The 18,022-nt window shown below is 68.8% G+C and carries 17 protein-coding genes; 3 read left to right on the top strand and 14 right to left on the bottom strand.

Features of this window, described 5'->3' with window-relative positions; translation table 11 throughout:
• Positions 1-12: 12 nt before the first annotated feature.
• Positions 13-342 carry a nuclear transport factor 2-like protein gene (locus BM362_RS09770; protein ID WP_067580691.1) on the top strand — a complete coding sequence of 110 codons (330 nt, stop codon included), beginning with the start codon at positions 13-15 and terminating at the stop codon, positions 340-342.
• Positions 343-389: 47 nt separating this feature from the next.
• Here the strand turns inward: BM362_RS09770 and BM362_RS09765 are convergent, their stop codons facing one another.
• From BM362_RS09765 to BM362_RS09700, 14 genes are all read right to left on the bottom strand, one after another.
• On the bottom strand, positions 390-1,085 hold the full coding sequence (locus BM362_RS09765; RefSeq protein WP_067580693.1) for an ABC transporter ATP-binding protein: 696 nt from the start codon (positions 1,083-1,085) through the stop codon (positions 390-392).
• Entirely contained in the window at positions 1,082-2,800 is a 1,719-nt protein-coding gene (locus BM362_RS09760; RefSeq protein WP_093572894.1) for a branched-chain amino acid ABC transporter ATP-binding protein/permease, read from the bottom strand. Before BM362_RS09760 ends, BM362_RS09765 begins: the two co-directional genes overlap by 4 nt.
• Positions 2,787-3,647, bottom strand: a complete 861-nt coding sequence (locus BM362_RS09755; RefSeq protein WP_093572893.1) for a branched-chain amino acid ABC transporter permease — start codon at positions 3,645-3,647, stop codon at positions 2,787-2,789. Before BM362_RS09755 ends, BM362_RS09760 begins: the two co-directional genes overlap by 14 nt.
• A gap of 25 nt (positions 3,648-3,672) precedes the next feature.
• On the bottom strand, positions 3,673-4,851 hold the full coding sequence (locus BM362_RS09750) for an ABC transporter substrate-binding protein (RefSeq protein WP_244287098.1): 1,179 nt from the start codon (positions 4,849-4,851) through the stop codon (positions 3,673-3,675).
• 90 nt (positions 4,852-4,941) lie between these two features.
• The gene (locus BM362_RS09745; RefSeq protein ID WP_093572892.1) at positions 4,942-5,328 is read right to left on the bottom strand and encodes a nuclear transport factor 2 family protein; all 387 of its coding nucleotides are present in this window, start codon (positions 5,326-5,328) and stop codon (positions 4,942-4,944) included.
• 11 nt (positions 5,329-5,339) lie between these two features.
• On the bottom strand, positions 5,340-6,107 hold the full coding sequence (locus BM362_RS09740) for a MoaF C-terminal domain-containing protein (protein ID WP_208865153.1): 768 nt from the start codon (positions 6,105-6,107) through the stop codon (positions 5,340-5,342).
• A 350-nt stretch (positions 6,108-6,457) separates the two neighbouring features.
• Positions 6,458-7,405: an AraC-like ligand-binding domain-containing protein gene (locus tag BM362_RS09735; RefSeq protein ID WP_067580701.1), complete on the bottom strand. Its 948-nt coding sequence runs from the start codon at positions 7,403-7,405 to the stop codon at positions 6,458-6,460.
• Between the two features lie 103 nt (positions 7,406-7,508).
• A complete protein-coding gene (gene hpaD, locus BM362_RS09730) occupies positions 7,509-8,561 on the bottom strand; it encodes a 3,4-dihydroxyphenylacetate 2,3-dioxygenase (protein WP_093572890.1) in 1,053 nt (350 codons plus the stop codon).
• Complete coding sequence (gene hpaE / locus BM362_RS09725) at positions 8,558-10,066, bottom strand: 5-carboxymethyl-2-hydroxymuconate semialdehyde dehydrogenase (protein WP_093572889.1); 1,509 nt, start codon at positions 10,064-10,066, stop codon at positions 8,558-8,560. Before hpaE ends, hpaD begins: the two co-directional genes overlap by 4 nt.
• Before the next feature lie 2 nt (positions 10,067-10,068).
• Positions 10,069-11,013, bottom strand: coding sequence for a 4-hydroxy-tetrahydrodipicolinate synthase (gene dapA, locus BM362_RS09720; RefSeq protein ID WP_067580707.1), 945 nt, complete (start codon positions 11,011-11,013; stop codon positions 10,069-10,071).
• A gap of 15 nt (positions 11,014-11,028) precedes the next feature.
• Entirely contained in the window at positions 11,029-11,703 is a 675-nt protein-coding gene (locus BM362_RS09715) for a GntR family transcriptional regulator (RefSeq protein ID WP_067580709.1), read from the bottom strand.
• Positions 11,691-13,136, bottom strand: a complete 1,446-nt coding sequence (locus BM362_RS09710; RefSeq protein ID WP_067580711.1) for a fumarylacetoacetate hydrolase family protein — start codon at positions 13,134-13,136, stop codon at positions 11,691-11,693. Before BM362_RS09710 ends, BM362_RS09715 begins: the two co-directional genes overlap by 13 nt.
• Before the next feature lie 490 nt (positions 13,137-13,626).
• On the bottom strand, positions 13,627-14,700 hold the full coding sequence (locus tag BM362_RS09705) for a DmpA family aminopeptidase (protein ID WP_067580713.1): 1,074 nt from the start codon (positions 14,698-14,700) through the stop codon (positions 13,627-13,629).
• Positions 14,697-15,308, bottom strand: coding sequence for a TetR/AcrR family transcriptional regulator (locus BM362_RS09700; RefSeq protein WP_067580715.1), 612 nt, complete (start codon positions 15,306-15,308; stop codon positions 14,697-14,699). Before BM362_RS09700 ends, BM362_RS09705 begins: the two co-directional genes overlap by 4 nt.
• 163 nt (positions 15,309-15,471) lie before the next feature.
• Between BM362_RS09700 and BM362_RS09695 the strand changes: the two genes are divergently transcribed.
• Together BM362_RS09695 and BM362_RS09690 are read left to right on the top strand one after the other, a co-directional pair.
• Complete coding sequence (locus BM362_RS09695; RefSeq protein ID WP_093572888.1) at positions 15,472-16,866, top strand: APC family permease; 1,395 nt, start codon at positions 15,472-15,474, stop codon at positions 16,864-16,866.
• Between the two features lie 75 nt (positions 16,867-16,941).
• On the top strand, positions 16,942-17,895 hold the full coding sequence (locus BM362_RS09690) for an MsnO8 family LLM class oxidoreductase (RefSeq protein ID WP_093572887.1): 954 nt from the start codon (positions 16,942-16,944) through the stop codon (positions 17,893-17,895).
• Positions 17,896-18,022 lie beyond the last annotated feature (127 nt).

Genomic DNA, 18,022 nt, shown 5'->3' with positions numbered 1-18,022 from the left:
AAGGAATTCTCGATGTCAGAGGTGGAAATTCCCGAACCGGTGTCGTCGTTCGTCACCGCGGTGAACCTGCACGACGAGGGCGCGTTCCTGGACGCGTTCGCCGAGACCGGGGTGGTGGACGACTGGGGCCGGTTATTCACCGGACGAGCTGAGATCAAGAGATGGAGCGACGTCGAATTCATCGGCGCGCGCGGTGTCCTGACCCCGGAGGAAAGCACGGTTTCCGGCGACGTCGTCACCGTCGTCGGGGACTGGCGAAGCAACCACGCCAACGGCCGTTCGAAGTTCGTTTTCGACGTCGACGGCGACCGGATCGCCAAGATGACCATCCGGAAGGGCTGAGTCCCCCCGGGGAGCGGGCGCCCCACCGCGGCCGCCCGCTCCCCGGTTCAGTTGGTGCCCAGATACGCCTGGTGCAGCGTGTCCGGGTGGTCCAGCAGGGGCTGCGACTCCCCGGCATAGGTGACTTTGCCGGAGGAGACGACCAGGGCCTCCTGCGCGACTTTCAGCGCCAGGTGGGTGAACTGTTCCACCAGGAGAATCGCCGCGCCCGCGCTGGCGAATTCGGTGACCGCCGGGAGAAGCCTGGTGAAGACGGCCGGAGCCAGGCCGAGCGACATCTCGTCGATGAGCAGGAACTTCGGTTTCGCGGCGAAAGCCCGGCCCAGGACCACCATCTGCTGCTCGCCGCCGGACAGCAGCGCGGCGGGCGAGTTCTTGCGTTTCTCCAATTCCGGGAAGAGGGCGAGGACTTCTTCCACGCCGGCCGGGGTGGTGGCGGTCAGGCGCAGGTTTTCCAGGACGGTCAGGCTGGCGAAGACCGCGCGTCCTTGCTCGACGTGCGCCAGTCCCAGTCGCGCTCTGGCCACCCGCGAATGTTTCGTGACGTCGGTGTGTCCGACGTGGATAGTCCCGGTCGCCGCGGGGATCACCCCGGACAGGGCTTCCAGCAGGCTGGTCTTGCCCGCCCCGTTGGGGCCCACCAGCGCGGTGATCTTGCCCGGTTCCAGCGTCAGGCCGACGTCGGAGATGACCGGGCCCGCGCCGCGCGTGACGGTCAGGTTTTCGATGCGCAGCGTGCTCACAGCATCTCCGTTTCGCCGAGGTAGGCCTTCAGAACCGCCGGATCCGCCAGCACTTCCGCCTGCGGGCCGCTCGCCAGCACCTCGCCGAAGTCGAGCACGGTCAGCGTGTCGCAGACCGACCGGACCAGGTCCAGGTCGTGTTCGATGATCAGCACCGAGACGCCGAACCTGGCCGGGACCTGCCGCAGGCGTTCGCCGAACGCGACGTGTTCCTCGTGCGGGAGACCCGCCGCCGGTTCGTCGAGGAGCAGCACCTGGGGCTTGGCCATGAGGTGCCCGACGACCTCGACCAGGCGGCGCGCACCCACGTCGACCCGCTCCAGCGGCGTCGCGGCCGGCGGGCACCCGAAGAACTCCAGCGCGGCAGCGACTTCGGCGGCGTCCGGGCGACGGCGAGCCACGAAGCGGACGTACGCCTCGATGGTCAAGCCCGCCGGGACCCGGTCTTGCTGGAACGTCCGGCGCAGACCGGAGCGGGCTCGTTGCGTCGGATTGCCGGTGAGCGGCCGGTCGGCCAGTTCTGCGATTCCTTCAGCCTGCGGCAGGAAGCCGCTGATGGCGTCGACCAAAGTGGACTTTCCCGCACCGTTCGGGCCGATGACGCCCAGGACTCCGCCCTTGGGAACGGCCAGGTCCACTCCGGACAGTGCCTTCACCTGGCCGAAGGTGACGCTCAGGCCGCGGACCACCAGTACCGGTTCGCCGGGCGGCAGCCGCGGAGGTTCTTCGTCCAGAGCAGTGATCCGCACCCCGGCGCTGGCCCTGGAGCGGCGACGCCGCAACTCGCGGATCGCCGTGCCCAGGTTGCCGCGTCCGGCCAGCGCCTGGAGGCCCAGCAGACCGAAGATGACGTAGCCCCAGTCCTGCGGGACTCCCCATCGCTTCAACAGCTCCGGCACCGCGACCCACAGGACCGCGCCGAACACTGCCATGTCAATCAAGTGCGCGCCGGACATGATCGCCAGCACGTACAACGCCAGCGACTGCAGCGGGGCGAAGCTGGTCGGGAAAGCGAACCCGACCTGTGCGGTAAGCAGGCCGCCGCTGAGACCGCCCAGGGTGGCGCTGACCGCGAAGGCCGACAGCTTGGCCATTCGGACGCTGGCGCCTGCCGCGGCGGTGCCGCGTTCGGAGAACGCCACCGCGGCCCAGCTGCTGCCCCACGGACCGCGCCGGAGGAAGTGCACGAGCAAGGCGCAGACGATCAGGACGAGGACGCACAGGAGGAAGTACGCGTTGTCGTCAGCTACAAACGACGGACGGTCTACCGAAACGCCGTCCGTGGTGCCGGGGAACTGGATTTCCACCAGGGTGACGTCGGCGGCCGCGGCGAGGCCGAGCGTCACCACCGCCAGGTTGATCCCGCGCAGACGCAACGCGGGGAGTCCGATGAGGACACCGACGACGCCTGCCGCCAGACCGCCCAGCAGGAGCCAGAACAGAAAGCCGCCGGGAGCGTTGGCGACGTTCAGCGCCGAGACGACCCACGCGCCGATCGCGCCGAAGGTCAGCTGGCACAAGGAGATCATGCCGGCGCTGCCGGTGACGACGCCGAGGCCGAGCAAGGCGATCGCGGCCACGACGACGCTCACGCCGAGGTAGGCGAAGTAGCCGTTGAGACCGACGGTCAGGCCGATTCCGGCCACTACCGCGACCACCGCGACGACCAGTGGGGTTCCGAAGCGGGGCACCGCGCCCCGGTCAGCGAGCTGCATCCCACACCTCCTTGCGCTGAGACCACACGAGCAGGCCGACGATGGCCAGGAACGGGACGAAATTCCGCACTACCGAAAGCTGGTCGACCTGCGCGAGCGCGCCCTGCAGCATGCCGAGCACGAGTCCGCCGGCGACGGCGAGGTCCAGCCGGCGGAACCCGCCGAGCAGGGCCGCCGCGGCGGCGGGCACGACCAGCATGGCCAGCGAGGTGGCGTCGTTCGACTGGGACGGGGCGACGATCACGATGATGACGGTGCTGATCAGGCCGGTGGCGCCCCAGACCGCCGCGCTGAGCCGTTTCGCCGGGATGCCCAGCAGCTCAGCGGTCGTCGGGCGTTCCGACAACGCGCGCAGCGAGATGCCGACGGGCGTCTTGGTCAGGATCAGCCGCGCGGCGAGGGCGATCACCACCGCCAGCGCGACGGTCACGACCGTCACCTGGCTGATCACCACGCCGCCGGCGGTGAAGGCCGGCCCGACCAGCAACGCCGGAAACGGCTGCGGTTTGTTGCCGAACAGGATGAACGACAACGAGATCAACAGCAGCAGCACCGCGACGGTGACCGCCGAGCGGGTGCCGGTGCCTGCCTCGGCCAGCCAGGTCGAGACGACCCAGCCGATCAGCACGCTCAGCACCCCGCCCAGCAGCACGCCGAGCAGCACCGCCAGCCATTCCGGCAGTCCGCCGTGGACGGACAGGGCCACTCCGACGTAACTGCCGAACATGCCGGTGGCCGCCTGGGCGAAGTTGACGACCCGGACCAGCCGCGACATCAGCGTCAGGCACACCGCCAGCACCGCGTAAAGCCCGCCGGCGGCAAGCCCGGCCAGCGCTCCCTGCACCATTGCAGTCTCCTCTTTCCCGAGCGGGTCAGCGCCGCGGAATCCGCAGCCAGTCGGTACCGGCGATCTCCCACCGGTTCGTGCCCGTGGCGAGCTTCACCGGCCAGCCCGCGGTGTTGTCGTGGTGCGTCTGCCCGGGGCCGAACACGTACGGCGTGCCGACCATCGGATCGGAGATCGGTTTCATCTCGCGCAGCGCCTTCGTCACCGATTCCCGCGTGATGTCGCCCCGCATGCCTTCCAGCACCTTCAGGAAGTACTTCGCCGCGAGATAACCGCCCTGGCTGAACGAGGTCAGCGGAATGTTGTTGCGGATCATGAGATCCCGCCACTCCTTGGTGCGCGGGCTCGACGGGTCGGTGAACGGGTAGAACTCGGCGGGCACGTAAACGCCCTTGCCCGCTTCGGAAACCGCCTTCGCGTACTGTTCGCTGTAGACACTCGTGAGCAGCAGCCAGGTCACGTCTTTCCAGCCCTGTGCCTGCGCGGCTTTCAGCTGGCCGATCGAGTCGGGCTCGACCGGGTTGACCGTCACCGCTTTGCATCCGGCGGCGCGCGCCTTGACGATGTAGGGCGTGTAGTCGGAACCGTTGTACGGCACGGTCGCGTCGACGTACTTCAGTTTCTTGCCGGTGATTTTCGACCATTCGTCGATGGCCGCGCGATAGTATGGCAACGTGTTCCCGGCGATTTCCAGCAACGCGCACATGTCTTGCAGGTGCAGCACTTCGGAGCCGTACAGCAGGGTCAGCGTCATGTCGTGGAACGGCCCGACATTGGCCGGTCCGATGTTCGGGCTGGTGAAGCACGACGGGTCGACGCCGATTCCGGAGAGGGACAGGACTTTTTCCTGCTGGTAGTACTTGGCGTTGATCTGGCATTCGATGAGGCTGGACGAGCCGACCAGCGCCACCGCCTGATCGCCGCCGACGATCTCGCGGGCGGCGGCCGCGGCGGCGGCCGGGTCGCCCTTGTCGTCGATGGCGTGGTATTCGATCTTGCGCCCGCGCCCGCCGCCCGCCGCGTTCGCCGCGTCGAAGACGGCCTTGGCGGCCTGGGAGGATTCCGGGAAGGTGGCGGGTCCGCTCAACGCGTTGACCGAGCCGACCACGATCGGTCCGTTCGGATCGGCGGTGCCCGCGCAGCCCGCCGCGACCAGCGTGACGAGCACGGCCGAGGCGAGCGCGGGCAGGAACTTTCTCATCATGGCTCGGCTTTCCGGTCCGCAGTGACCAGAGGGGAGGGAAGAAGGGGGCGGTGCCGGGGGAAGGACCGGCACCGCCGTTTCGCGGGGGACTCAGTCGGTCGCCGCGGCGACCGGGGCGGAATCGACGATCTGCTCGAAGCTCGCGACCTTGCCGCCGTCGAACTTCCACACGTGCGCCACGCGCGCGGTGAAAGCCTTGCCGGACTTGCGGTTCGTGCCGGAATAGGTGCCGAGCCCGACGACCGAATCGCCGGCGTCCAGCAGTGCGGACAGGGAGAACTGGTAGCCGTCCCAGTCGCGGGCGATCGCCTCGAAGACGTGGCGCCGCACCTCGTCCGGGCCGGTGTAGGTGCCCGCGTAGGGGAATCCGGCGGCCTCGGTCCAGGTGGTCTCTTGGCCGATCGGGGCGAGCATGCCCTCGAGGTCGCCGCGGTCGCTCGCCTCGTAGTGCGCGGTGATAACGTCCACATTGGACACGGAGAGACTCCTTAGACAGGCTGGACGTCGGGGTAGCTGATCGAGCCGAGCGGGTAGATGTGCCCGCCCGCGCGGGAATGCTCGGACCGGCCGTCGCCGGTGATGCCGAGGAAAACGCCGGTGGTGCGCAGGTCGTAGCCGAGGTCGTGCAGCCACACGCTGGCCACCGCGATCCGGAACTCCCGGAAGCAGAACAGGTACAGGCCGTCGGCGAACTTCCAGACGGTCGACATGTCCACGTCGCCGTGCCCGCGCTGCACGCCCTCGACGCACTGCCAGCAGTAACGTTCGGAGGAGAGGTAAACGTGCTCGTACAGGTGATTCGGGCTGTAGCGGTAGACGTTGCGCTTGCCGATGAGGTCCCGCGACGGACCGGGCGCCTCGCCAGCCGGCTCGCCGCCGTCGGTGGTGCCGGCGTGGAAGGTCTGCGAAACCCGCGGCGTGCCTTCGACGTCCTCGTCGCCGATCACCGAACGCACGGTCATCGCGCGGTGCGTGGTGGTCGAGTAGACGATCGTGAGGGCCTCGCCTTCGACGCTGGTCAGCGGCAGATTCACGAAGAAGACGTCCGGACGCACGGCGACCGCGTCGTACGGGTCCTCGACGCCGTCGCGGGTAAGCCGTTCGCCGTCGAGGAACCGCAGCTCGAGCTTCGTTCCGTCATCGAGGGTGACGGTGAGCTCCCGCCCGGTGAGGTCCGCGTTGGGCAGCCGGTAGGTGTCGATCCCGGCGGCGAACTCGTCGTAGGTGCGCCATTCGTCAGGGGAAGGGTCGGACATGCCCATCATGCTCGCCGCGCCCTGGCCCGTGAGCGAACGTTCATGCGCTGGCGGGCAACTGCCGGACGCTCGCGGTCAACCCCTCGTGAGTGGCGACCGCGGTTCTCGCCGGGATCGCCACTCACGACGTCTCTGCCGCCCGCCTCGCTGCGGCTGCGCCGCCTCGTCTCTTGTGTGTGGGCAACGGGCGTGCGGCCGCGGATGCCGCGACGCGGGAGCGGGGGCTTACGTGAGCGGGGGCGGCGGATGTGTGGGAGTGGGCTGTCGTGACGGCATGGTGCGGCGGTTGGGCGGGGCGCGGCTTTAGGGGCCTCGTGAGTGGCGATCCCGGTTCTCACCGCGATCGCCACTCACGACGCCCTTGCCCGCACCTCACTAGGCGACTGCGCGAAAGCCGCCCGGAACACCCGCGAAAAGTGCGCCGCGTCGACAAATCCCCACCGCGCCGCGATTGCCGCGACCGGACGGGCCGCCAGCAGCGGATCCCGCAGATCCCGGCGGCAATGCTCCAACCGACGCTGCCGGATCCACCCAGCCACCGTCGTCCCCTGCTCCTGGAACAACCCGTGCAGATGCCGCGTCGAAATGTAGTGCTCCGCGGCGATCTGCGCCGGGCCGAGATCGGACCGCGAAAGATTGGCGTCGACGTAGCTGCGGATCCGCCGCATCAGGTCGTGGTGCGGGTCGGCGGCCGCGCGGTCCAGGTCGAGTTCGGTGGCCAGCATCGTGGTCAGCAGGTCGACCGCGTTGTGGGCCAGCCGCACCCCGACCGGGCTCGTCAGCACGTCCAGGTTCCCGCCCAGCTGCGCCAGGAACGGCACCACGACGTTGCCGACACCCTCGCGCCCGGACATCCGCACCGCGGTAAGCTGGCCGACCAGATCGCGCGGCAGGTCGACCTGCTGTTGCGGGAACATCAGCACCAGCGTCCGGAAATTCTCTTCGAACACCAGGGAATACGGCCGGTTCGTGTCGTACAGCGCGACGTCGCCGGGACGCAGCACCGCTTCGCGGCCGTCCTGGGTGAGGATGCCGGTGCCGGCCAGCATGACGCTCAGCTTGTAGCACGGCCGGTCGGCGCGGGCGATGAGTTCCGGTGTGCGCTCGACCGCGTGCGGCGACGCGGTGATCTCGGTGAGCGCGATCTCGCCCGCCTCGTGCGTGCGGAGCCTGCCGTGGAAGCGGTCGCGGTGCTCGGTGCTCACCTGCAGCGGCACGAACGATCGCAGGACAGCGGACCGGAACTCCGTGAAGTCCTGCGCGACCGTGGTCGGCGTCTGCAAGATTGCCGTCATCATGTCACCTCTCCGTCGAAGTGCCGGTACCGCTGCTGACGGTCGGTGAAGCACGCCTCGCGGGAATCAGGTTCCCGCAAGGCGTCCTTCACCGACGGGACGCACCTTAGACCTGTTCGCCCAGTTTGAAACCCTGCTCGGCCCCGGCGGCGCGGGTGTAGGAGAACCCGTCCGCGCCGATGGTCACGTCCATTTCCTTCGTTTCGGTGCGTTCCTCGACCGGCTGGAGCTTGCCGTCGAGGTCGAGCACCCGCGAGGCCTCGGTGTACCAGCTCGGCACCACCGGATTGCCCCACCAGTCGCGGCGCTGGTTGTCGTGCACGTCCCAGCTGATCACCGGGTTGTCCGGGTCGCCGGTGTAATAGTCGTGGGTGTAGATCTCGATCCGGTGCCCGTCCGGGTCACGCACGTACAAATAGAACGCGTTCGACACGCCGTGCCGTCCGGGCCCGCGCTCGATCTGGTCCGATTTCCGCACCGCGCCGAGGTGGTCGCAGATGTGCAGGATCTGGTGCCGCTCATGGGTCGCGAACGCGATGTGGTGCAGGCGAGGGCCCGCGCCGCCGGTGAGCGCGACGTCGTGCACGGTCGGTTTGCGGAACATCCACGCCGCGTACACGGTGCCCTCGTCGTCCACGATGTCTTCCGACACCCGGAAGCCGAGGCCCTCGTAGTACTTCCGCGCGGCCGGGACGTCCGGCGTGTTCACGTTGAAGTGGTCCAGCCGCGCCAGCGCACCCGGGCCGTGCACGTCGTAGCGCTGGGTGAAGCGCTCGACGTGTTCGGCCTCGTAGAAGAACTCGATCGGGAAGCCGAGCGGGTCCAGCACGCGCACCGCTTCGCCGATGCCGCGCGTGGTGCCTGCCGGCACGCGGCGCACCTCGACACCGAGTTCCCGGTAGTACGCCTCGGCGACGTCGAGTTCGGCTTCGCCGCGCACCCGGTAGGCGAGCACGGACAGCGCCGGCTCCGCGCCCTTGCGGATGATCAGCGAGTGGTGCAGGTATTCCTCGAACGCGCGCAGGTAGACCGCTTCGTCGTCCTCATAGGTCACCACGAGACCGAGAATGTCCACATAGAACTCTCGCGACGTTTTCAGGTCGCTGACGATGAGTTCCGCGTAGGCACAGCGGATGACGTCCGGCGGGGTCGTGGTCATGCCTTGTCCTTCCCGGCCCCGAAGCGCGCCGTGTGCACGTCGCCGAGCGTGATGTGCACGGCCTGCTGTTCGGTGTAGAAATCGATCGAGCGGTAGCCGCCTTCGTGGCCGAGGCCGGACGCCTTGACCCCGCCGAACGGCGTGCGCAGGTCGCGCACGTTGTGCGAGTTCAGCCAGACCATGCCGGCGTCGATGCTCTGCGCGAAGTTGTGCGCGCGGGTCAGGTCGGCGGTCCAGACGTAGGCGGCCAGGCCGTACTTGACGTTGTTGGCCAGTTCGAGGGCTTCCTCGTCGGTGTCGAACGGCGTGATCGCCACGACTGGGCCGAAGATCTCCTCTTGGAAGATCCGCGCGTCCGGCTTCACGTCGGCGAACACCGTCGGGGCCACGTAGTTCCCGGTGTCCAGGCCCTCCGGACGGCCGCCGCCCGCGAGCAGTTTCCCTTCCGTCTTGCCGATTTCGAGGTAGCTCATCACCTTGTCGAAGTGCTCCGGGTGCACCAGGGCGCCGACCTCGGTGGCCGGGTCGTGCGGGTCGCCGACCACGATGTCGCGGGCGCGTTCGGCGTACCGGGCGCAGAACTCCTCGTAAATCGGGCGCTCGACGAGAATCCGGCTGCCCGCCGTGCAGCGCTCGCCGTTGAGCGAGAAGACGCCGAACAGCGTGGAGTCCAGTGCGGCTTCGAAGTCCGCGTCGGCGAACACGACGGCCGGGGACTTGCCGCCCAGCTCCATCGACATGCCCTTGAGGCCGGGCGCGCAGTTGCGGAAGATCGTTTCGCCGGTGGTGGTTTCGCCGGTGAACGAGATCAGCCGGACGTCCGGGTGCTTGACCAGCGCGTCGCCCGCTTCCTCGCCCAGGCCGTTGACGAGGTTGAACACTCCGTCCGGCACGCCCGCCTCGCGGAAGATGTCCGCCCACAGGCTCGCCGACAGCGGCGTGAACTCGGCGGGCTTGAGCACCACGGTGCACCCGGACGCCAGCGCCGGCGCGAGCTTCCAGCTCTCCAGCATGAACGGCGTGTTCCACGGCGTGATCAGCCCGGCGACGCCGACCGGCTTGCGGTTGACGTAGTTGACCTGCTTGCCGGGCACCTGATAGGTGTCGTCGGCCTGCGCGACGATCAGATCGGCGAAGAACCGGAAGTTCTCCGCGGCGCGCTGCGCCTGGCCGAGCGCCTGCTTGATCGGCAGGCCGGTGTCGAAGGTTTCCAGCTCGGCCAGCCGCTTGTCGCGACTCTCGACGAGATCGGCGATCTTGTTGAGGATCCGGGCGCGCTGCCGCGGCAGCAGCTTCGGCCACGGCCCGTGGTCGAACGCCTCCTTCGCCGCGGCGACGGCGAGGTCGATGTCCTCGGCCTTGCCCGCCGAAGCCGTCATGTACGGCTTGTTCGTGACCGGGTCGAGCACCTCGAAGGTCTCGCCCGAGACGCTGTCGGCCGGCGCGCCGCCGATGTAGTGGCGGATGTGCTCCGGCAGGTTCTCCGGAACGTAGTGCGCGGTCATGGTCACTTTCCTTCCACGGTGAAGCCGTCGACGGGCGAGAGGTACTGCTCGCCCTGGCGCATCAGTTCGGTGATCCGGGCGATGCCCGGTTCGGTCGGGGTGATCAGCGGCGGCCGCACGAAACCCGACTTGATCAGGCCGCGCTGCTCCAGCACCCACTTGCCCGGCGCCGGGTTGGTCTCGACGAACAGCAGGTCGACCAGCGGATGCAGGCCGTAGTGGATCTCGCGGGCGCGGTCGAAGTCGCCTTCGGTCCACGCGCGGTACATCTCGGCGCTGGCGGCCGGGGCGATGTTGGCGGTGGCGCTCACGAAACCGGTGCCGCCGAGGGAGAGCAGCGGCAGGCACAGCAGCTCGATGCCCGACCAGACGAGCAATTCCTTGCCGCACAGGTGAAGCACGCGGGAGAAGTGCTCGAAGTCCTTGGTGGTCTCCTTGATCCCGACGAAGTTGCCGAAATCGCGGAACAGCCGCGCGACCGTCTCCGGCGCGAGGTCGACCGAGGTCCGGCTCGGCACGTTGTAGGCGACGATCGGCAGGTCCGGGAATTCCTTCGCGACCGTGGCGTACCAGCGGTAAAGCGCTTCCTGGGTGGGCCGCGCGTAGTACGGGGTGATGATCAGCGCGGCGTCGATGCCCGCGTCGCGTGCCTCGGCGGTCAGCTCCAGCGTCTCGTCGAGCTTCGCCGAACCGGTGCCGGGCATGAACGGCACCTTGTCGTCCACCGCCTTGGCGACGGTGCGGATCGTCTCCGCGCGCTCGGCCACCGTCATCGCGCCGGGTTCGCCGGTGGAGCCGCCGATCGAGACGCCGTGCGAACCGGATGCGAGCTGCCAGTTCACCAGGTTGGCCAGGCTCTCGTGGTCGACTTCGCCGTCTGCGGTGAACGGGGTCATCAGCGGCGCGATCGAGCCGGTGATGGCGTTCGGGGTACTGCGGAACCTCATGGGGTGGGGTCCTTCCTAGGGAGCTTCGGCGGGCGGGGCGGCCCGCCGGTCGAGGTAGGCGTCGAGGGTGGCGGTGCGGTGCCTGCGCGCGGCCAGTTCGAGTTCCAGCGGGTCGGCGTTCTGCTCGATCAGCACCAGCAGTTGTTCGTGTTCCTTCACGGATTCGTGCGCGCGGCCCGGGACGAAGCTGAACGTCGAATCGCGCAGCGAGGCCAGCCGGTGCCAGCCGCGGTGCACGAGATCGAGCACGTGCGGGTTCGGGCACGGTTCGAAAAGAACAGAGTGGAACTCCTGGTTCAGCTCGGTGAACCGGTGCGGCTCGAAGTTCTCCAGCGACAGGCGCAGCTGCTCGTTGACCGCCCGTGCCCGCTCGATGTCCTCGGCGGACAGTTTCGGGGCGGACAGCGAGGTGGCGAAACCTTCCACCAGGGCAAGCGTTTGCATGGTGTGCTCGTAGGCGGTTTCGTCGACCATCACCACCTGCGCGCCGACGTTCCGCTCGAACGTGACCAGCCCTTCGGCTTCGAGCAGCCGGATCGCTTCGCGCACCGGGACGACGCTGACGTCCAGTTCCCTGGCGATCTGCCCCAGGACCAGGCGATAGCCGGGGCCGAAGGTCCGGTCCGCGATCCGGTCCTTGATCCAGCGGTACGCGCGCTGGGATTTGCTCTCGCCGGCTACGGGCGCCACTGGGCGTACCTGGCCTTCCAGCGCTCGTTCATCGGGTAGAGGCCGTCGACGCTTTCGCCGTTCGCGACCTGCTCCGCGATGAACGTTTCCTGGCGTTCCTGCTCGATCGCCGCGTCCGCGATCTTTTCCGCCAGGTGCGGCGGAATCACCAGGACCCCGTCGGAATCGCCGACAATCACGTCGCCCGGCTGGACGGTCGCGCCGCCGCAAGCGACGGTGATGTCGACGTCCCAAGGAACGTGGCGGCGGCCGAGCACGGCCGGGTGCGGACCGGAGTGGTAGGTCGGAATGTCCAGCGCCGCCACCGCCGCCAGGTCGCGAACGCCGCCGTCGGTGACGATTCCCGCCGCGCCGCGGACCTGGGCGCGCAGGGCGAGGATGTCGCCGATCGTGCCGGTTCCCTTTTCGCCGCGGGCTTCCATGACCAGGACGTCGCCGGGGTTGAGCGAATCGATGGCGCGTTTCTGGGCGTTGAAGCCGCCGCCGTGGGATGTGAAGAGGTCCTCGCGGAAGGGGACGTAGCGAAGCGTCCTCGCCCGGCCGATGAGTTTCGTGTCCGGCCGGGTGGAGCCGAGGCCGTCGATGGAGACGTGGTTGTAGCCGTTTTTGCGCAGCTGGGCGGAAAGCGTTGCCGTGCCTACGCTGGTGAGCTTGGTCTTGAGTTCCTCGGTGAGCACGAATTCCGCCGGGAGCCCCGCGGATTCCCGGTCGCCGTAAGCCTGCTCGCGCTGGTTGTCGTCGATCTTGGGCTGAGCGCTGAACTCCGGGAGCGGTGTGGTGCCCTCCGTGACCGGCGTGACCAGCCGCCCGGTGGTCAGGTCGCCGTGGCTGACCTCGACCTCGACCGTGTCGCCCGGCTGCACCACCGACGATCCCGCCGGGGTCCCGGTGAGGATGACGTCGCCGGGTTCGAGGGTGCTCAGCTGGGAGAGGTCGGCGACGAGGGTGCCGAAGTCGAAAATGAGGTCTTCGGTGGTGTCGTCCTGGACGAGTTCGCCGTTGACCCAGGTGCGGACCCGGAGGTTCCGGGGATCGACCTCGGCGGCGGGGATCGTGGCCGGGCCGAGCGGGGTGAACCCGTCGCCGCCCTTGGAGCGGAGATTGGAACCGCCGTCAGCGTGCCGCAGATCGTATACGCCGAAGTCGTTGGCGGCGGTGACGCTCTCGACGCAGCTCCAGCCTTCGCCGGGGCTGACGTGGCGGGCCTGCTTGCCGATGATCAAGGCGATCTCGCCCTCGAAGGCGAGGAGTTCGGTGCCTGCCGGGCGCTCGACGGGGGTGCCGGAGGTGCTGATCGAGGTGGTGGGTTTGACGAAGTAGGAGGGCTTCGCCGGGGTCCGCCCGCGCTGCTTCGCGCGGGACGGGTAGTTCAGGTGAAGCGCGATGACCTTGCCCGGCCGCTCCGGCGGGGTGGTGCTCGATACGGGACTCATGGGGGTTGACCTGCCCGGATGTCGTCGGGAGAGGAAGATATCTCAAAAGATATACGATCCTGGCGTATGGGGGCAAGGGTGCGACGTGGGCTGGCAGCGGAGCAGGCATCGTGCTGTCTCCGTCTGACCGGTGAGATTCCGGGCACCTGTGACTCACGGTCCCCGCGGGGATCTCCGGAAGTGCGGCCTGCCAAGCAGCGCGGGGTGCCGGCTTGTCGGACGTGAGTCATGACAACGCATACAACTCGAAGCGGCAACATCGGCGCCGGGGCCGGGGCATGTCGTTGCGGAGTTGACTTGCTGATGCCAATGACTTCCCTGTGCGCCCTGACTCGGCCGTGCGGCGGTCGTCGTTCGCCGGACTGGGGGACCGGAGGTATCAAGGGGCTTCGAGATCTCGCGGTTCTGATCCGCCCGTCGGGGCGACTTGCGCGTCGGCGGCAGCGTTGTGCGTGGCTTTTTTCGGTGGGGCGAGCCCGCCGCGCCTGCTTCAGGCCCCCTCCTGCCAGCGGCTCAACGGAAGCGCCGGAACCCGATGCCCCCGATGCCCGGTCATCTCCTCGTTGGCCACCAGCGCGTTCAACACCGCCTCCTCCACCGCCTGCACCACCGCCTCGAAGAACGGATCGATCGCACCCCACGGGATGAACCGCATGCTCTCGTAAGGCTCATCGTCCGGCCGCGGGAAATGGCTGGTCAGCGCACCTGCGTTGGCAGTGCTGAACGCCAGGAACAGATCCCCCGAGAAGTGCGACCCGGTGGTCCCGGTCCGGGCCAGCCCCAAAGGCACCCGGCGGGCGAGCGCGGTGCACTGACCGGGCAGCAGCGGCGCGTCGGTCCCGACCACGACGATCACCGAACCCGCACCGGCGGGGGCGAGCCAGCTGGTGTCGGCCATGGGATTGTCGTCGGCCAGCGCCACGCCCAGGTGCGACCCGGCCACGGTGAGTTCCGGACGGCTGCCGAAGTTCGCCTGCACCAAAGCACCAACGGTGTAGCTGTCCGGCCCGTGCGCGACAACCCGTGACGACGTACCAGTCCCGCCCTTGAAGCCGTAGCAGGTCATCCCGGTGCCGCCGCCCACCGAACCCTCGGCGATGGGGCCGGAGGCAGCCGCGTCGATGGCGGCGACTGCGTGGCCGGTCCGGATGGTCGGGGCGTTGACGTCGTTGAGATAGCCGTCCCACGTCTCCGCGACCACCGGCAGCAGCCACTCCGCCGCGGCGTCCGGGCGTTCGCGGACAACCCAGTCGATCGTCCCCCGATGACACTGCCCGACCGAGTGGGTGCTGGTGATCAGAACCGGCAGGGTCAGCGAACCCGTCTCGGCCAGCCAGGCACGGCCGGTCATTTCTCCGTTGCCGTTCAACGAAAAGGTGCCTGCGGAGCAAGGCACGTCGAACCGGGAACGGCCGCGCGGCAGGATCGCGGTGACGCCGGTCCGCACCGACGCGCCTTCGATCAGGGTGGTGTATCCGACCTCGACGCCCGGGATGTCAGTGATCGCGTTGTGCGGGCCGGGCTTGCCGCCGAGGGCCAGTCCTAGGTCGCGGGCGCGGGTCATGCGGGGTCCTCCAGGGAGCATCGGGTCGACACGCGCGCGTAGGACAGCACCATCGCCTCGGCGACGGATCGGTCCAGCGGCGGGACGGCTTGGGTCAGGTGGAGCCCGTACCCGTCTTCGAGGGTGACGAGGTTGCGGGCGATGGTGACCGGGTCGTCGGTCAGGTCGAAAATCCCGGTCGCGGCACCGGCTTCCAGGATGCCGACGTAGCCGCGGACCTGGCGTTCGTACAGTGCGATGTGCCGCGCGGCGTAGGCCGGTTCGCGGCGGGCGATGGTGCCCAGTTCGTACAGCAGCACGCACAGTTCGTCGTTCTTGCCGTTCGGCAGTCCGCTGCCGATCATCGCGCGCATCCGGGCGCGCGGGTCGGCCTCGGCGGCGACAGCGGCTTCGCGCGCTACACAGAAGCGTTCGACGGCCTCCTGCTGCACGTCTTCGAGCAGGTCGCTCAGGGAAGGGTAGTAGTACAACAGGGAACCCGGCGACATGCCGGCGTGGTCCGCGACGTCGCGCAGCTTCAGGTTCAGCACGCCGCGTTCGACGACCGTGTGCCGTGCCGCGGCCACCAGTTCCGCCCGCCGCTCGGGGGCCTTGCTCGGTCTTGCCATGCCCTGATTCTTTGAACAAATCTCGAAAAATGCAACCCCTGGACGGATCGAGACCGCTGAAGTCTTGACGTGACGACCGTGAGGGCCTTAGCTGAACGCCCGGCTGGTTATTTGAGTTCCATTCAAACAACGTACCTGAGCAACGACTTGATGGAGGCCAGCGTTGTCCACCCCCGTCTTGCGCCGCGGGTTGCGCACCCTCGGCATGCTGCTGATCACGCTTTCCGCGATCAGCCCGGCGTCCTCGGTGTTCGTCATCGCACCGGGCGTCCTCACCGGCGCCGGATCGGGCGCCTTCTACGCCTTCCTCGCCGCCGCCGTGGTCGGCGTCTTCATGGCCTTCGTGTACGCCGAACTGGGCTCGGCCTTCCCGAGCGCGGGCGGGGAGTACACGATCGCCGCCCGCACGCTGGGCAAACTGCCCGGATTCATGGTGCTGGGCATCATGATCGTGACGCAGGTGCTGATCGTCGCGGTGATCGCGCTCGGCGTCGGCACCTACCTGAGCGTGGTGCTGCCCGGCGTCTCGCCCGCGGTCGTGGCGTCGGTGACCTGCGTGCTCGCCGCGATCGTCGCGGTGTTCGACATCAAGCTGAACGCCTGGGTCACCGGCATTTTCCTCGCGGTGGAGCTGCTGGCGCTGGCCGTGGTCGCGGTGCTCGGGCTGGCCAAGCCTGCCCGGCCGTTCACCGACCTGCTCGCGCATCCGGTCGCCCCGGGCGGCGGCCCGGCGACGATCAGCGCGGTGATGATCGCTACCGCGATCGCGATCTTCGCCTACAACGGCTATGGCTCGGCTGTCTACTTCGGAGAGGAAACCCAGGACGCCGGACGCGGAGTGGCGCGCGCTGTCCTCATGGGACTCGGGGTCACCGTGCTGGCCGAGCTGATCCCGGTCACCGCGGTACTGATGGGCGCACCGGATCTCGGCACTTTGTTCAGCTCTCCCAACATGTTGTCGTACTTCGTGCAATCCCGCGGCGGCAGCACGCTCGACACTGTGCTGAGCCTCGCGGTCGCGCTCGCCATCATCAACGCGGTGCTCGCGATCGTGCTGATCAGCTCGCGGCTGGTGTTCAGCAGCGGCCGGGACCGCGCGTGGCCGAAGGCGATGAACCGCGCGCTCGCCGCGGTGCATCCGAAGTTCGGCACCCCGTGGGTCGCGACGCTGGCGACCGGCTTCATCGCTGCCGCACTGTGCTTTGTGGACCCGCAGATCCTGACCGTCGTGACCAGCACGTCGATCGTCGTCGTGTACGCGGCGCTGTGTCTCGGCGCGATCCTGGGCCGCCGCTCCGGAGCGACGGCGGGGGCGAAGTACCGGATGCCCGGGTTCCCGATCGCGCCGGTGGTGGCGTTGGTCGCGCTGGCGTTCGTGCTGTACGTGAACGCGACCGACCCGGTGATCGGGCGGCCGAGTCTCATCGTCACGGCGGCGATTGCGTTGCTGGCCTTGGGGTATTACCTCGTGGTGCTGCGTCGCCGGGGCGGCTGGCAGCTGAGCGAAGCGGTGGAAGAGGAGGAGGTCGCGCCCGCGCCGGTGCGGGAGACCTCGTAAGCCGCGGCCGGACCGTCCACTTGAGACGCGGGCGGTCCGGTTGTCGTGGCGCACCCGGTCCGGGATGATGCGCGGATGCGGGTTTCAGTGCTGGACACATCGCCGATCGTCGCGGGGTCGACCGCGCGCGAGGCGTTGCAGCGCACGGTCGACCTCGCCGAACTGGCCGACGAGCTGGGATATCACCGCTACTGGCTGCCTGAGCACCACGGCATGCGCGGGGTCGCGAGCGCCGCGCCCGCCGTGTCGGCCGCCCGTGTCGCGGACGCGACGAAACGGATCCGCGTCGGCGCGGGCGGCGTCCTGCTGCTCAACCATCCGCCGCTCGTCGTCGCCGAACAGTTCGGCACGCTCGCCGCGTTCCACCCCGGCCGGATCGATCTCGGGCTCGGCCGGGCGCTCGGCGGTCCGCGACGGGCGGCCGATGCGCTGAACCCCGGCCCGGCGGAAAGCTTTCCCGGCCGGATCAAGGAGTTGCTGGAGTACTTCGCCGACGCCGACCAGCCGTTGCGCGCGACTCCCGCGCGAGGAAACGTGCCGGAGGTCTGGCTGCTCGGCTCAGGCACGGCAAGCGCCCGCCTCGCCGCGGAACTAGGCCTGCCGTACGCGTTCGCCTACCACCTCCGCCCCGCGGAAGCCGCCGCCGCGACCCGGATCTACCGCGAGACCTTCCGTCCCGGCCGGACGCTCGAACCGTCCATTGTGGTCAGCGTCGCCGTGGTCGCCGCTGCGACCGAAGACCGGGCCGAATGGCTCGCCAGGTCTGTTCGAGCCAAGGCGCTGAGCCGTTCGCGCGGCGAGCGGATCTTGTTGCCACGGCCGGAGGACGCGACCGTCGACCCGGCGATCGGGCCTGGTCCAGTCCTTGCCGGAGCCCCGGCCGCACTGCGGAATTCGTTGCGCGCGGTCATCGCCGAAACCGGTGCGGACGAGCTGATGATCACCACCCCGATCCACGACCACGCGGAGCGGAAACGGTCCTATGCGCTGGTCCGGGAGATCTCGGACGCTTTACCGCCGCGCGCTTGATCCCGTTTCGCCCGACCGGCCGTGACTGAACCGGTTCGTGTGCCGGACCTCTCGCACGGTGCCGAACCGGACGTCGCCGACCGCGCGAGACCGGTGCCGGGACGTGCATTCCATCGGCCGATTCGGG

This window comes from Amycolatopsis rubida (assembly GCF_900115345.1).
Lineage (GTDB): Bacteria > Actinomycetota > Actinomycetes > Mycobacteriales > Pseudonocardiaceae > Amycolatopsis > Amycolatopsis rubida.
This window is presented reverse-complemented; position numbering and strand designations above follow the sequence as displayed.

Bases quoted from the DNA above. Each gene is read 5' to 3' on its own strand.
- dapA (WP_067580707.1), bottom strand. From the start codon at position 11,013: ATGAGGTTCCGCAGTACCCCGAACGCCATCACCGGCTCGATCGCGCCG.
- BM362_RS09760 (WP_093572894.1), bottom strand. From the start codon at position 2,800: ATGCAGCTCGCTGACCGGGGCGCGGTGCCCCGCTTCGGAACCCCACTG.
- BM362_RS09700 (WP_067580715.1), bottom strand. From the start codon at position 15,308: ATGGCAAGACCGAGCAAGGCCCCCGAGCGGCGGGCGGAACTGGTGGCC.
- BM362_RS09755 (WP_093572893.1), bottom strand. From the start codon at position 3,647: ATGGTGCAGGGAGCGCTGGCCGGGCTTGCCGCCGGCGGGCTTTACGCG.
- BM362_RS09735 (WP_067580701.1), bottom strand. From the start codon at position 7,405: ATGATGACGGCAATCTTGCAGACGCCGACCACGGTCGCGCAGGACTTC.
- BM362_RS09705 (WP_067580713.1), bottom strand. From the start codon at position 14,700: ATGACCCGCGCCCGCGACCTAGGACTGGCCCTCGGCGGCAAGCCCGGC.
- hpaD (WP_093572890.1), bottom strand. From the start codon at position 8,561: ATGACCACGACCCCGCCGGACGTCATCCGCTGTGCCTACGCGGAACTC.
- BM362_RS09690 (WP_093572887.1), top strand. From the start codon at position 16,942: ATGCGGGTTTCAGTGCTGGACACATCGCCGATCGTCGCGGGGTCGACC.
- hpaE (WP_093572889.1), bottom strand. From the start codon at position 10,066: ATGACCGCGCACTACGTTCCGGAGAACCTGCCGGAGCACATCCGCCAC.
- BM362_RS09750 (WP_244287098.1), bottom strand. From the start codon at position 4,851: ATGATGAGAAAGTTCCTGCCCGCGCTCGCCTCGGCCGTGCTCGTCACG.
- BM362_RS09710 (WP_067580711.1), bottom strand. From the start codon at position 13,136: ATGAGTCCCGTATCGAGCACCACCCCGCCGGAGCGGCCGGGCAAGGTC.
- BM362_RS09740 (WP_208865153.1), bottom strand. From the start codon at position 6,107: ATGTCCGACCCTTCCCCTGACGAATGGCGCACCTACGACGAGTTCGCC.
- BM362_RS09770 (WP_067580691.1), top strand. From the start codon at position 13: ATGTCAGAGGTGGAAATTCCCGAACCGGTGTCGTCGTTCGTCACCGCG.